Here is a 14,208-nt window from a genome sequence, read left to right on the forward strand (position 1 = left end):
AGGCTTTCTTAAGAATCCACTGCATCAGCGCTTTGATGCATCAAGTGCTGCAAAAGCTCATGGGTTGAAAGCCGTGCTCCTGGCTCCACAAGGGAAAGGCTTGCGGCCAGCTGACCCGTCACTGCCGCCGCATCCAACCCGGCATCCCGCAACGGAGCCAGGCCTGCGCTCGCTTCACGTTTCGACAACTTCTGGCCCTGTTGATCCCGCAGCAGCGGCACGTGCAGAAACCGTGGCGGCTGCTGGGCGAGGGCCGCGTAGACGCTGAACTGCGCCGGCAGGGAGGCACGCAGATCCTCGCCACGAACCACATCCGTGATCCCGAAACACAGCTCATCAATCACCGTGGACAGCTGGTAGGCGACAAAACCATCCGCACGGCGCAGGATCACATCACCACTGCCGTGGGGGTCGCCTGCAGGAACGCGCAAGCGCCAGCTGGGCAGTCGCGTCCCCTGCCAACCCCAGGTCTGCTGACGGTCCCGACAGGTCCCCGGATAGATGGGGTGGTCGAGGAGCATGCGACGGGAACATCGGCATGGGAACAGGGCCCCACTGCGTCGCAACCAGGAAAGCCAGGCGTGGTAACGGCCGCGGTAATGGCTCTGGAGAATCGCTGGACCATCCCAGTCCAGCCCCAACCACATCAGATCACTCAGGATCGACGCCTGGGATCCCGGTCTGTTGCGGGGAGTGTCGAGGTCATCGATGCGCAGCAGCCAGGTTCCGCCGTGGCGCCTGGCCTCCAACCATGAGACGAGCGCTGTCCTGAGGTTGCCGAGATGCATCTCCCCCGTCGGAGATGGTGCGAAACGACCCCGATACCCCCCCGAACGAAGGGCGTGCCCCTGTTCAAGACCGTGGAGGAGATGATCGGGCAGATCAAGACCATTGCGATCCATCAAAAAGGGCGGCCCAGCGGGACCGCCCGTTGCAGCAAACAAGACAGTGGCGGATCAGCCCTGAACGCGATCCTTGAACATCTTGCCGGCAGTGAAGGCTGGAACACGCTTGGCAGGGATGGCGATCTTTTCACCGGTCTTCGGATTCAGACCCTGACGGGCAGAACGCTCACGGGGCTCGAACGACCCGAAACCAAGGATGGAAACTTTCTTGCCCTCAACAACAGAGTCGATAATGGTCTCGATTGCGGCGTCTACGACGAGGGAGACATCAGTTTTGGTGAGTTCCGTACGAGCGGCCACCAGATTCACCAGGTCAGCTTTGTTCATTTGAAGGGGGGAGTGGAGGCGGAGACGGCTCTGATACGGCGAAATAAAAGCGCCGCTGCCTTCCCGTGCGCGCCAATCGTATGGAGGGTGCGATGGAGCTGCAAGCGACAAGTCCTGTGCCGCAACGCTTTAGGACGATGGCGGGGACGTCTCCCAACCGCTGAAGGCCACGAGGCGCTCACCGCGCAAGGCGCCGAGGCCCGCCCCAGAAGCAAGATCAGGACTGGCTTCTGAAGGAAGCCAATCGCGCAGATTCTCGAGACTGCGCAGCTGGCGCGGCCAGTGAAATGTGCGGCCATGGCGCAATGGGCCAAGGCGTCCTGCGGACAGTGGCGTCAGCAAACGCCCGCAGAAGAGCAGGTTTGCGGGTGACGGGGCGAACACCACACAACTTCCTGGCGTGGGGCCTGGGGTCCAGAGCAGCCGCAGACCGGTTGCCGTGCTGTGCTCCTCAGCGAAGGTTTGCATGGGTTGAACACCGGGAAGCAGATACGCCTCCTGCTCCTGCACCAGAACCGGCCAACCGAAACGCTCCTGCAGGCGGCGCAATCGACCATGGCCCTCACGACTGGTTAGCAGGATCCAGGGGTTGCGTCCCGCCCCCAGCTGCTCGAGGGCCTCAAGCGTGGCTTGCGTCAGTGGTGGACAGTCGATCAGGACCGGTTCATCTGCATGCTCCAACCACCAGGAACTACCGCCCTGACAATCGCGGTTCGGCGGGAACAACCAGAGATCGGGTCGTAACTGCTGCGGCGGCCGGCCGGCCTCCAGGGCCATGGTCATCGACATGACGTTCAGCACCGGGGCAAACCACTAGTTTGAAATCGACTGGTCCTTCAGCGTTGAGCAGCACGCACCCAGGCACGCCCTGGCCCCTGGGCAGCAGCCTCACCAGCCGTGGCGTGAACTTCTCTGTGGCTGCACCGGCCGCAGATCGGATGGAACTGCTCCTGTTTGAGCACGGCAGTTCGCGCTCACCGCAGAGGGTGATTGAACTGGATTGCCGCAAGCACCGGTCCGGCGATTACTGGCATGTGGAGGTCGAAGGCCTCGGCGAAGGATGCTGCTACGGCTATCGCGCCTTCGGACCGCTGGCGCCGGGAGCCCATGGCTTCCAGCCCTCAAAGGTGCTGCTCGATCCTGCGGCGCGAGCGATCACCGGGTGGGACGTCTACGACCGCCTGTTGGCGTCCGGGCCATCCACCAACGCCCATGCCTGCCTCAAGGCGATGGTGACCGAACGCGAGGCCTTTGACTTTCAGGCCCATCCCCGACCCCGGAACAGCTGGCAGCGGACCGTGATCTACGAGCTGCACGTGGGCAGCTTCACCAATCGGGCCGATTCGGGCGTGGAGGAAGCCCGGCGCGGAACCTACCTGGGGCTGATCGAAAAACTGCCGTACCTGCAGGAGCTGGGCATCACGGCGATCGAGCTGCTGCCGGTGTTCGCCTTTGACCCCGCCGATGCCCCCCCAGGTCGTGACAACGTCTGGGGATACAGCCCCCTGAGTTGGTTCACGCCCCACGCCGGCTACGTCAAGGAACCCGATCCTCTGAAAACGCGTCAAGAGTTCCGCGCCCTCGTGGCGGCCTGCCATGACGCCGGCATCGAGGTGCTGCTGGATGTGGTTTACAACCACACCACGGAAGGCAACCGCAACGGTCCGATCCTGAGCTGGCGAGGCTTTGCGGATCTCATCTACTACCACCAGGGAGAGGATGGCGACTATCTGGATGTGAGCGGTTGCGGGAATTCAATCGCCGCCAACCAGCCGATCAGCACCCAGTTGATCCTGGAGTCAATGCGCTGCTGGGCCCTTGAACTGGGCGTGGATGGCTTCCGATTTGATCTTGGAATCGCCCTGAGCCGTGGTGAAGGGCTCAAACCCCTCGACCATCCGCCGCTGTTTGAAGCGATCGAAGCCGATCCAGTTCTGAGTGATCTCAAACTGGTCAGTGAGCCCTGGGACTGCGGTGGTCTCTACCGCCTTGAGGATTTCCCGGCCCGGCGCATCGGCACCTGGAACGGCCACTTCCGCGATGGCCTGCGTCGCTTCTGGAAAGGGGATGACCACAGCACCTGGACCCTGGCGCAACGGTTCAAGGGCTCGCCAGACCTTTACAGGAACAAAACTGCGGCGCTCGGCCGTTCGGTGAATCTGATCACGGCCCACGACGGCTTCACCCTGGCGGACCTGGTCAGTTACAACCGCAAGCACAACCTGGCCAACGGTGAGGACAACCGCGACGGCGAAAACCACAACAACAGCTGGAACCACGGTGTTGAAGGACCCAGCAGCGATGCAAGGCTGATCGCCCTGCGGCGTCGCCAGCAACGCAACCTGCTGAGCACGCTGCTTCTGGCCCGCGGCGTGCCAATGCTGCTGATGGGTGACGAAGTCGGCCGCAGCCAGGGCGGCAACAACAACAGCTGGTGTCAGGACAGTCCGATCAGCTGGATGATCTGGAATCAGGACCAGTGCGATCTTGATCTGCAGCTGTTTCTCAAACGCCTGCTCGCCCTGCGCCGCGCCCTCCCGCAACTGTTTAATCCGCTGACGGCGCCACGGGAAACCGTGAGCAAACATCCCCACGAACAAGGAGACATCTGGCGCCAGTGGCACGGTGTGGAGCTGAGTAAACCGGACTGGGCCGAATGGTCCCGCACCCTGGCAACCAGCCTGCACATGGGCAGCCGTGGCGCCCTGTTGTGGATGGGGTTCAACGCCTACGAAAAAGGCATGAGCTATGAGCTGCCCGTGCCGGCCTCTCCCTGGATGCGGGTGATCGACACATCCCTGCCCAGCGACAAAGACTTTCCGGCTCAGCCGGTGCCCTTCACCGGAGTGGACATTCCCCTGGAAAGCCGAAGCTTCGTGCTGCTGCTGGCACGCGAAGAAGCCTCGAACCTCTCTCTCTGATCGAAGCGGGCGGCGGGAATCGAACCCGCGTCATCAGCTTGGAAGGCTGAGGTCTTACCATTACACAACGCCCGCGCTGGTACACCTGTTCCATATCCCCAAGAGGGTGGAAGAAGCGTTAGCACGCATTCATTATGACGGTCCGCCCGACCCCAGCCTTCGCTTGACAGTGCCTGAAACAGTCCAAGGCGGTTCTCGCCAGCGCCTGATGCTGGCTTACGGGCTTGGTGATGCCGGCACCGGACTGGCTGCCACCCAACTTGGCTTCTACCTGTTTCCTTTTTTCACTTGCGAAGCGGGTTTGCCAGCCTTCATTGCGGGATCCCTGCTGACGGTGATCAAGGTGTGGGATGCCCTTAACGACCCGTTGATCGGCTGGCTGAGCGACCACACCAACAGCCGTTGGGGGCCACGCCTCCCCTGGATGCTGACTGCAGCACTGCCACTCGGCATCAGCCTGGCGGCGATGTGGTGGGTGCCTCCCGGGGACCCATGGCAGCGCACGGCCTACTACGTCCTGATGGCGATCCTGCTGATGACGGCTTACACCAGCGTCAACCTGCCCTATGCGGCCCTCGCGACCGAGCTGACGCCGGACACCACCGTGCGAACAAGGCTGAACGCAGCCCGCTTCACGGGTTCCATCCTGGCTGGAACCATCGGCCTGACGGTGGCGGTGGTCGTGCTGCGGGAAGGCGGGGGCGGTTATGCCCTGATGGGCCAGATCACGGGTTCGGTGGCTGCCGCCGCCACTCTGTTCTGCTGCTGGGGATTGGCGCCCTATGCCAAACGGGCCCAGCGGCCGAGCCCCAACAGCGAGCGACCGCAGCAGCAGCTGAAGCGCGTGCTGGCCAATCCCCGCTTTATTCGCGTGCTGGGCCTCTATCTGCTGCTCTGGTTCGCCGTCCAGCTGATGCAGGTGGTGGCTTTGATCTGGTTGGTGCAGGTGGTGCATGTGCCGTCCTCCCAGGCGACCCTTCTGCTCCTTGCGTTCAACATCGCCGCCTTGCTGGGATTACAGCTTTGGAGCCTGATGAGCAACCGGAGAGGACGGATCACCTCACTGCGCTGGGGGGCAGGGCTCTGGATCGCGGCCTGCCTGATCTCAATGGCGTATCCCACCCTTCCTGATGCAGCCGGAGTGCTGGAGCTGCTGCCTCTTGTGGGGCTGATCGCACTGGTGGGTTTCGGAGCCGCCACGGCCTATCTGATTCCCTGGTCCCTGCTGCCGGACGCGATCGATGCCGATCCTGAAAAACCAGCTGGGATCTACACCGCCTGGATGGTGTTCGGCCAGAAGCTGATCATCGGCCTCACCATGACGGTGTTCGGCAGCCTGCTCTCTCTCACGGGCTACATCTCCAGCCAGGGAGACTGCAGCGGTGCCCTGAGTTTCATTGATCAACCTGACACAGCCCTGCTGGCGATCCGGCTCTGCATGGGATTGGTTCCAGCGGTCCTCGTGGTGCTTGGACTTGTGGTGATGCGAGGCTGGCCTGATCGAGGAGCTCACCTGCAGGCCAACGCCGGATGAACACTCCTCGCTGGCTGAAACGACTTGGGGCAAGCTGCCTGATCGGTGGACAAGCCGTGGCAGCCACCCTGAAAGGCCGAATCAACACGGTGGATCTCCAGGATCAACTGATGGAGGCTGGCCCCGGCAGCGTGCTGATCGTGTTGATCATCTCGGTAGCCGCGGGGTCGGTGTTCAACATCCAGGTGGCAGCCGAACTGACCCGTCAGGGGGCCGGCTCGACGGTGGGCGGCATCCTGGCCATCGGCCTGGCCCGGGAAATTGCACCGTTGCTCACCGCCTGCCTGCTGGCTGGAAAGGTTGCAACGGCTTACGCTGCCCAGCTGGGCACGATGAAGGTCACCGAGCAGATCGACGCGATCACCATGCTTCGAACCGATCCTGTGGAGTACCTGGTGGTCCCCCGGATGATCGCCATGGTGGTGATGGCACCGGTGCAGTGCTTCTTCTTTTTCATCATGGCGATCTGGAGCGGGCAGATCACCAGCACCGAGTTCTACAACATCCCACCTGCGGTGTTCTGGACCTCGGTGCGCACCTGGATGGACCCCGAGGATCTCCCCTTCATGCTGGTGAAAGCCGTGGTGTTCGGGCTGATCATCGCGATCATTGCCTGCGGCTGGGGGCTGACCACCCGTGGTGGTCCGAAGGAGGTGGGCACCAGCACCACCGGCGCCGTCGTCATGATCCTGATCCTGGTGTCGATCATGGATGTGATTCTCACCCAGGTGCTGTTCGGCGCATGAGCTCTAATCCCGCAAACGTCACCTTGAAGCCGGATGTACGGCTGCCGCTGCTGGTGGTTGTCCTCGGAGCTGTGCTGCTGCCGCTGCCCCTGCATCCCTGGCCCACCCTGGTGGTGGTGCTGTTCGGGGTGTTTCTGCTGATTCAGAGCGCAAGTTTGCGGCTGGAGTTCGAGGAACGGGCTTTGATCGTGTGGCAGAACGGACGGGAGCTGCGCCGCTTCCCCTACGACCAATGGCTCAGCTGGAGGCTGTTTGCCCCCTGGTTGCCGGGGCTGCTGTATTTCCGCGAAACCCAGAGCATCCATTTCCTGCCGATCCTGTTCAGCCCGAAGGAGCTGCGGGAACAACTGGAGCTGCGGGTGGGGGCGCTGGAACAGCCTTGTCAGCAGGAACAGCCAGAACAGACCAGCAATCGGTAACAAAACAGCACCGGAACCTGTAGATAGTTAAAAGAGATCAAGACAGTTCAGGCTGAACTGATCTAGTTATGGCGACCGGCCAAAATTCGCTTATGAAACAAAAAGATTTTCTCAAAAGAACGGCACCCCAGTGGTTTGGCTACGAATCAGCCCAGCGCAAGCGTTACCTGAAATCTGAAGAGCAGGAGCTCTGCAAAGCCTTCGGCCCCGAGTGGCGTGACGTAATCAGCGAGCGCTCCCAGGCTTCCTGAGCCGCGTCTCAGCGTTCCACCCCATGTTGACCCCTGTTTCGGGTTCAGTCGATTGATTTGAATGGGGATGTGACGACATCAGGCCAAGCCGAGATGCCCGACGACACCGACCTGACGCCACAGGAACCTGTCTCGACAGAATCGCCAGAAGAAGTCCATTCAGAACAGCAAGCTTCAACAGCGGCAGCATCCGACAATCCAGTCCTTGCGCTCGCTCTCAAGGATCTGCAATCCCGTCGAGACGCTCTGGAAGCGGAGATCAGAGAGCTCGCCAACCGCAAGCAACAGCTTGAGAGCGAGCTGAAAACTTCATTCGCCGGCCAGTCCGATGCGATGGCCCGGCGCGTGAAGGGCTTTCAGGAGTACCTCGGCGGAGCCCTGCAGGACCTTGTCCAGAGCGTGGAAAGCCTGGAGCTTGTGGTGCAGCCCATGGTCGTGAAGCCCTCACCGCTGGATCAGCAGGGCGCCGATGGCAACACGGCAACGAACACGGAACCAGCGGCCCCAGCTGCAGCCGTGGCAGACACCTTCAAGCCGGATGAACAGCTGATTCGCGATGCGCTGGAGCGGTTTTTAAAGCAACCGGATGTCTACGCCGATCCCTGGACCCTGCGCCGCAGCATCGACGCGCGCGACACGGCACTGCTGGAGGATTGGTTCTTCAACCAGGGGGGTCGCGGAGCGCAGCCCAGCCGCGGCAATCGTCCCCGCAACATCCTCGTGAGCGCAGGCCTGATTTCAATCATCGGCGAGCTCTACGGCGACCAGTTCCAGTGCCTGGTGCTGGCAGGCGGACCGGAACGACTTGGTGAGTGGCGACGCGGCCTCCAGGATGCCCTCGGACTGAGCCGGGAAGACTTCGGCCCCAGCAGCGGCGTCGTGCTGTTCGAACGCCCGGAAGCACTGGTGGAACGTGCCGATCGCCTGGAGGAACGGGGCGAAGTGCCATTGATCCTGATCGATGCTGCCGAACGCAGCGTCGACATTCCCGTGCTTCAGTTCCCGCTCTGGCTGGCCTTTGCAGCTGGAGCCAATGAACGCCTCGACGACGACGACCTGCTGTGATCCTGACGACGCTGCTGCTGATTGCGATCGGCTACGTGCTGGGAGCCATTCCCAGTGGTTACCTCGCAGCTCGCTGGATGAAGGGCATCGATCTACGTGATTGCGGCTCCGGCAGCACCGGCGCCACCAACGTGCTGCGCAATGTCGGCAAGGTGCCTGCCCTGGTGGTGTTCCTCATCGATGTGGGCAAAGGAGCCCTCGCCGTTCTGTTGACCAAAGCCTTTGGCCTGAACGACTGGCTGCAGGTGCTGGCTGGCTTGGCCGCCCTGGCCGGTCACATCTGGCCGATCTGGCTTGGCTTCAAGGGAGGCAAAGCGGTGGCCACGGGCTTCGGCATGTTTCTTGGCCTGGCCTGGCCGGTGGGTCTGGCCTGCTTCGGGCTGTTCATGGCCGTGATCTCGATCTTCCGGATCGTGTCCCTGGCCAGCGTGGTAGCTGCCCTGGGACTGCCGTTGCTGATGCTGGCGGCTGGCCAGAGCAGCGCCTACCTCGCCGTATCGCTGGTGGCGGCGCTGCTGGTGCTGTGGCGACACCGCAGCAACGTTCAACGGCTGATCGCCGGAACAGAACCAAGGATCGGCCAGAAGCAGACCGCAACCTGAACTCTCTCAGTCAAAGAAATCAGGCAGGTCTTCGACCACGTTGTAAGTCCAGGTGTTCTTACTGTCGTCAAAGGTTTGCTCGTTAAAGAGATTCTCATAAATCGCCGGGAAATTCACAACATCATCCGCCCCTCCTCCAATCACATCCTCCTCGCCTAAACCAATCACATCCACTTCAAACTGTTCACTGGGATCATTGAGTTGCCTGGCCAGACGATTCAACTGCTTGTTCAACTTGCCCTGCATCTTTGGCCACTGAGCAATCCCGTCGTTATCAAGGTTGTATCGAAAGGAACCGTCGTTGTTGTAAAGCAGACCTGCCGCCGTGATCTCATCGCCGCCCAACGAGTCAGGCAGAGGAATGGGAACACCGGTACCTTCATCACCCCGGTTGTCCCACCATGGGCGTCGTTCCGGACGGCCATCAGTCGCCACCGTGATCCCCACAGACTCATCCGCTTGAATGTCATTCGAGCGGCGCTTCTCGCGCAGCAGATGGGTTAAGCCCGTGAACGCACCCAACATCTCCGTGCCGGAATACAGGTTGGAGGCATTCACCCCCAATTCCTTCCAATTGCGCGGAAAGTAATCATCCTCTGTTGGCTCCGGCAGGTCGTAGGACTCCCAATTCGGATTGTTCTCGATGCTGTTTCCATAGATTTTATTGGGCGTCGATGTCAACAGGATTCTCTGGGCGAGATTCAAGCCCTCTCCACCGGGCGTTGCACCAGCGAGCAAATTGGTCGACCGGAAATCTTCCCGGCGATAATCAACAACATAGCCATAGGTAATCAGGTGAACCGTTAAATTACCTGCCTTTTTGCCATCGTATGGATCATCAACCAGCTCATAGTCCTGCAGTGTGCGTGCCAGGGACTGTGATGAGTTGGAGAGGATCGCATTTCTCGAGGTTTCACCAAAGCTTTCAAAACTGTCATCGTTGATATTGCGGAATCCATAGCCCGCCTTGGCGGCTGCCTGCTCAAAGGAATAGAAGGCGATCCGGTTCTGGGCCTCCAACATCGTGGGGGCCGAGGTTTGGCTGGTGGATGGCTCCGGAGACAACATCGATGTTGAATTGTTCATCAACAGATAAAGATGAGAATCCGGCACCTGCTCGATGCAGTCGCTGGTCGCCAGGCTTGCAGTCGCCTCAACAGAGGAACGTTCATCAGCAAGCGTCAGCGACAGAGATTCCGTTTCAACGAGATTTTCTCCAGCCTGGATATCAAGCTCCAGCTTGAAGTTATCCACACCCTCCGCCACACGTATCTCGCCCTGCAGTGCTCCAGATTGGAGATCCTTGGAGCTGTAATCCTCTGATGGAATCACCGTAACGCTGTAATCAGCTCGGTCTTCCTCAAACCCCGATGGCACAAAGGAATACTCATAGGTCTTGGGCCCTGCGTTATCCGCAATCAGATTGACGTCGTAAATAAACCTGGACACCAGAACATTCTCATCATCATCCGGACTGCAATCCACCTGCGCCTTGATGGAGGTCACCTGGGGGCCGAGCGGATCACAGATGTCGAGAACATCACCAAACCCAACGCTGGCGGTCAGCCCCGTTCCATCCTCAACTCCGCCACCCTCCTGAGGCTCACCGATGGAGAGAGTGAGTGCTTCCTGTCCTGTGATCTCGCCCGTCGCATTGGCCTCAACAGACACCACCACATCACTCACATCCTCACCCACCAGAATCGTTCCGGCTCCACTGGACTCACGCTGGATCTCCACATCCACCGCGTCCCCCTGCAAATCTGTGAATTCCAGATCATTGATCGTGTAATCAGCCGTCAACGACAAGTTGTCAATTCCCAGTTCGTAGCCGTACAGCGTCGGTAAACCTGGATCAAATGAGGCGCGGTAGAAAAACCTCAGATCTGTGTTGCCGTCATCCGAATCACTGCAGTAGCCAAGACCATCAACAGCCTCGAGAACAGCACTTTGCTTGCACTCATGATCAGCCAAACTCGCCGTGCCCGAGGCCGACGACAGCTCGTTGGCGAGGGATAACTCCAGTGCTTCCTCACCGGTGATCGCCCCTTTGGAGGTCACCGAGACATCCACCCGGAACGACTCCACACCGGCATCCACCTGCAGTTGCCCCTCTCTGCCGGGCTGCTTTAAAAACTCAACGCCATCACTGTTGGCAACTTCAATGCCGGTGATCTCAACCTGATCACCTGAGGTGCCAGCTTGAAAACCCGATAGCACAAAGCTGTACTCGTAGATCTGGGGCAGATCACCGGGCTGCACAACAACATCAAAACTGAATGTGGCCTTCTGCTTGTTCGTGAGGCCTTCCCGCTCACAGGCCGCCACGCCCGTCACCTGATCCACCTCTCCAATCGTGGGTGCACAGTCGGCATCCTTCAGGCTGGTTGCCCCTGTTGCCTCACTGGAGTCGTTGCTGATCGTGAGTGCCAATGCCTCCTCACCGGTCAGCACCTGGTTGGATTTCACAACCACATCCACTTCAAAGGTCTCCATGCCCGCAGGCACAACAATCTCTCCAGCGGTCTTACTTGTTGGCCTTAATGTCACATCATCAGGGAAGACAATCTCCTGGAGGCGATAGCCACTCTCGCTCCAATCACCCAAGGCTTCAAAGCTGTATCCATACAACTGCGCTTCTGTGCCAGCCGGATCAAACGACACCTCAAATTTGAACACCGCATCTTTTTTGCTTGGCGTGCCATCAAGCTCACACGCTGATGTTGCCTCCACGCGTTGCACCTCTCCAGCAGATGGCAGTGGAAGAATGCAATCGGCTGTCAGCTCTGCCTCACCAGAGGTCTCAGTCAGCGGAATCGTTTGAAATTTATTTTCTGACACCTCATAGACATTGGTGAGCGTCAGCGTGATCTCCTCATCGCCAAAGAAGTTATCGCCTGTCAGCAAGATCTCAGCATCAAATGACCGCACATTTCCTTGAACTTTGATGTAACCCGAATATGCTTCATCAGACTCTCCATCCACCACATCTTGATCAGCCTGCTGAATGATCTCGACCCCATCATGCACTTGAATGCCGCCACTATCGAAAGCAACGATATCTGAGTTTTGAATCTCGTATGTTCCTCCCCCCAAACCTTCAGCATTTAATTGATACGCGTAATACTGAATATCATTGGTTTCCTCACGTTCAACATTGAACAAAAATCGCGCAGCTTCCTGCTCAGAACTTGCAGCCTCATCATCACAAACAGCCTTGCCCTGGATCGATTCAATCGTCCCAGGAAAACAATCTTCCAATCCGGCACCATTAACCTGTGCACTCTTTTCTTCCCCAGTCATCGCGAGCATCAAATCCAGCTTCAGTGCATCGCCAGGATTAAGAGAGGCGATTGGTAGAGAAGCCTCGAAAATAAATTGAGAAATTTCGGAGCCATTGGCTTCGTCTTTGTCAACGACAAATTCATTGGCATCCAAGTCAGGAGAGCCAACTCCACCAATACTTTTCCCGCTAGAATTCAATATCTTAATATCACTAGAGTCCAGAGAAAGAGCTTCGCTGGATCCGCCGTCTCCAACCAGAGTCAGATCAAAATCGAATGGCCCATAAAAGTCTTCGCCCCTAAACACATGCTCCCAATCACTGAGATTATCGAGGATTACATCAAACTTGAACAACCCTTTTGCGTTTAAGCCAGCACCACTTTCAATGTCACAGCTGGCACCAGCAGCTTCGAGAGTGAAATCAGGTGGGAGCGGAGGTGCCGGTGAATTTGTAGCCCCGCCAAGATCCGTAAACCCCCTGCCGACGTACTTATTCAAGTCGGGAACGCTGTACCCTGTATATCGAGGGACCGGATTGATGATTCGATTGCCTAATTCATCTCTTTTAAAAACTTCGCCATTTTTTTCAAAATCAAATACGTAAAAGGCTCCGGGTATATTTCCACCCCCTGTATTTCCATAAGTTTGCCCAAACAAATTTTCGTAAGTCTCGTTGAACGAAAGCTGCAAGCCAACAGATATTTCCTCCTCAGAATCTGGGGTCACAACCTTCAAATTGGGATTCAAAAGTTTGTAGGGATTACAACCTCCATCAGGGCAATCATCGGGCGAAGTCAACTGCTTGAGATCAATACTAAAAAACTTTCTTCCATTGTCATTATTTGATTGCGACCCATACAAAACGCCTTCTGCATCTATAGCAATATCCCCGTAACTGCCTGGGGGATAGCCCTTTACTTCATGCTCAATTAATTGACTCGCAGCAGGCGCAGGACCAACTTCATAGTCTAGCTTTAATTGATATAACTTATTACTTTTACCTCCTCCAAAGTACCAAAGCGAACGGTCGTAAAACGAAGCGTTAGCAGGAATACTATTTTTCGAACCAAAATTATTTCCAGGCGGATCTATCCATCCCCATTCTTGTACCTCTCCGATAGGCCACCAGACAATATTCCATACTGAATTTGATGACGGTGGCTGGGCATCCCCAACCACTGCACCCTTATAAAAGAAATAAAGATAATCTTTTGTCGTATCGAAAGCAACGCCATTGCCCCCTGATCCACTGCCTTGATGCGTTTCTAGCTTTGTAGGATTCGGATTGGCGGGCGTGGGAATAGGGTCCGAAAGATTTAAAACCCTGATAAATGGTTGTCCTACATCAGGTTGGTTCTCAAATGTTGGATTAATCTGCCAAACATCATTAACTTGATCAACTCCAAAAAACGTATCTCCAATCGACATCACGTCTAGATTCTGAGCAGCAACTCTGTTCTTGCGCTTTCTTTTGCGTCCCAATTGAAATGCTTCAGGCCAATGCAATGGATCAGTGACGGAAGCCAGCGAGATCTTGACTTTCTTCAACGCACGATGTGTAGCCGTCAACCTTTCATTCAGAGCGTTGAAACGACCTAAAGAATTGGGGCTGCTGTAAACAACAGCGCCTGTGAGCTCCTCCAACAAGGCAACGAAATCGGCATCGGCACCCACATGGCAACTCCAAAGCGCGATCTCCTCAAGACCCCAGCCAGCCAGTAGCTCCGAATTTGCCAGCAGGGCAGCGCGGTCAATCGGCTTATCACCAACCCACACCACACCGGGAGCGCCGTGGGCCATCAGGTGCAAACTCCGCACGGCTTGGCCGTTGGCTCGCTGCTGCTGCAACGCCTCACCGATCACCTCAAGCGGATTCAGCGCCGGGGGCAGCGCTGATGCTGGCAGCCGCGATGCCGCAAGAAGCTGACGGATCTCCGGGCTACTTGCATCACCCAGAACCAGAGATTCATCGCAACAACGAGGCGAGCCGGTATCGATCAGCAAGGGACTCACAGACGCTGCCAGCAACTTAGTAACGGCAACGATTGTGAGCATTCAATAGGGTCAACTCTCGAATTCAGGCAAGCCGAAACGTTGTGGCAGAGGACCAATTCATCAATCGGCAGGGCCAAGCCGCAGACCAGAAGAGGCCT

At 57.9% G+C, this 14,208-nt stretch carries 11 protein-coding genes and 1 tRNA gene; 7 read left to right on the plus strand and 5 right to left on the minus strand.

All coding sequences use genetic code 11. From position 1 onward, the window contains the following. Positions 1 to 8: 8 nt before the first annotated feature. The 3 genes from gluQRS to KR100_RS11875 all read right to left on the minus strand — a co-directional run bounded on the left by gluQRS (position 9) and on the right by KR100_RS11875 (position 2,021). Positions 9 to 902, minus strand: coding sequence for a tRNA glutamyl-Q(34) synthetase GluQRS (gluQRS, locus tag KR100_RS11865; protein ID WP_038548792.1), 894 nt, complete (start codon positions 900 to 902; stop codon positions 9 to 11). A gap of 54 nt (positions 903 to 956) precedes the next feature. After that, positions 957 to 1,277, minus strand: coding sequence for an HU family DNA-binding protein (locus KR100_RS11870; protein WP_255347506.1), 321 nt, complete (start codon positions 1,275 to 1,277; stop codon positions 957 to 959). Between the two features lie 84 nt (positions 1,278 to 1,361). Beyond that, the gene (locus KR100_RS11875) at positions 1,362 to 2,021 is read right to left on the minus strand and encodes an MBL fold metallo-hydrolase (RefSeq protein ID WP_038546261.1); all 660 of its coding nucleotides are present in this window, start codon (positions 2,019 to 2,021) and stop codon (positions 1,362 to 1,364) included. A gap of 53 nt (positions 2,022 to 2,074) precedes the next feature. On the opposite strand from KR100_RS11875, the gene KR100_RS11880 reads away from it, so the two are divergent. Then, positions 2,075 to 4,153, plus strand: a complete 2,079-nt coding sequence (locus KR100_RS11880) for a glycogen-debranching protein (protein ID WP_038546263.1) — start codon at positions 2,075 to 2,077, stop codon at positions 4,151 to 4,153. A 4-nt stretch (positions 4,154 to 4,157) separates the two neighbouring features. On the opposite strand, the gene KR100_RS11885 is transcribed toward KR100_RS11880, so the two are convergent. Continuing rightward, positions 4,158 to 4,228 (minus strand) — tRNA-Gly (locus KR100_RS11885). A 133-nt stretch (positions 4,229 to 4,361) separates the two neighbouring features. Here KR100_RS11885 and KR100_RS11890 point away from each other — a divergent pair. From KR100_RS11890 to plsY, 6 genes are all read left to right on the plus strand, one after another. Next, the gene (locus KR100_RS11890; protein WP_038548795.1) at positions 4,362 to 5,687 is read left to right on the plus strand and encodes an MFS transporter; all 1,326 of its coding nucleotides are present in this window, start codon (positions 4,362 to 4,364) and stop codon (positions 5,685 to 5,687) included. Beyond that, positions 5,684 to 6,433, plus strand: coding sequence for an ABC transporter permease (locus tag KR100_RS11895; protein ID WP_038546265.1), 750 nt, complete (start codon positions 5,684 to 5,686; stop codon positions 6,431 to 6,433). The genes KR100_RS11890 and KR100_RS11895 overlap by 4 nt, the downstream gene beginning before the upstream one ends. Further along, complete coding sequence (locus tag KR100_RS11900; protein WP_038546267.1) at positions 6,430 to 6,852, plus strand: DUF3119 family protein; 423 nt, start codon at positions 6,430 to 6,432, stop codon at positions 6,850 to 6,852. Before KR100_RS11895 ends, KR100_RS11900 begins: the two co-directional genes overlap by 4 nt. A gap of 68 nt (positions 6,853 to 6,920) precedes the next feature. After that, positions 6,921 to 7,103, plus strand: a complete 183-nt coding sequence (locus tag KR100_RS16145) for a hypothetical protein (RefSeq protein WP_156098092.1) — start codon at positions 6,921 to 6,923, stop codon at positions 7,101 to 7,103. A gap of 93 nt (positions 7,104 to 7,196) precedes the next feature. Then, complete coding sequence (locus KR100_RS11905) at positions 7,197 to 8,168, plus strand: DUF3086 domain-containing protein (protein WP_038548797.1); 972 nt, start codon at positions 7,197 to 7,199, stop codon at positions 8,166 to 8,168. Beyond that, positions 8,165 to 8,770: a glycerol-3-phosphate 1-O-acyltransferase PlsY gene (gene plsY, locus KR100_RS11910; RefSeq protein ID WP_038546269.1), complete on the plus strand. Its 606-nt coding sequence runs from the start codon at positions 8,165 to 8,167 to the stop codon at positions 8,768 to 8,770. Before KR100_RS11905 ends, plsY begins: the two co-directional genes overlap by 4 nt. Before the next feature lie 6 nt (positions 8,771 to 8,776). On the opposite strand, the gene KR100_RS15130 is transcribed toward plsY, so the two are convergent. Then, the gene (locus tag KR100_RS15130; RefSeq protein WP_162176537.1) at positions 8,777 to 14,059 is read right to left on the minus strand and encodes a DUF4347 domain-containing protein; all 5,283 of its coding nucleotides are present in this window, start codon (positions 14,057 to 14,059) and stop codon (positions 8,777 to 8,779) included. Between the last annotated feature and the right edge of the window lie 149 nt (positions 14,060 to 14,208).

Source organism: Synechococcus sp. KORDI-100 (assembly GCF_000737535.1).
Classification (GTDB): Bacteria; Cyanobacteriota; Cyanobacteriia; order PCC-6307; family Cyanobiaceae; genus Parasynechococcus.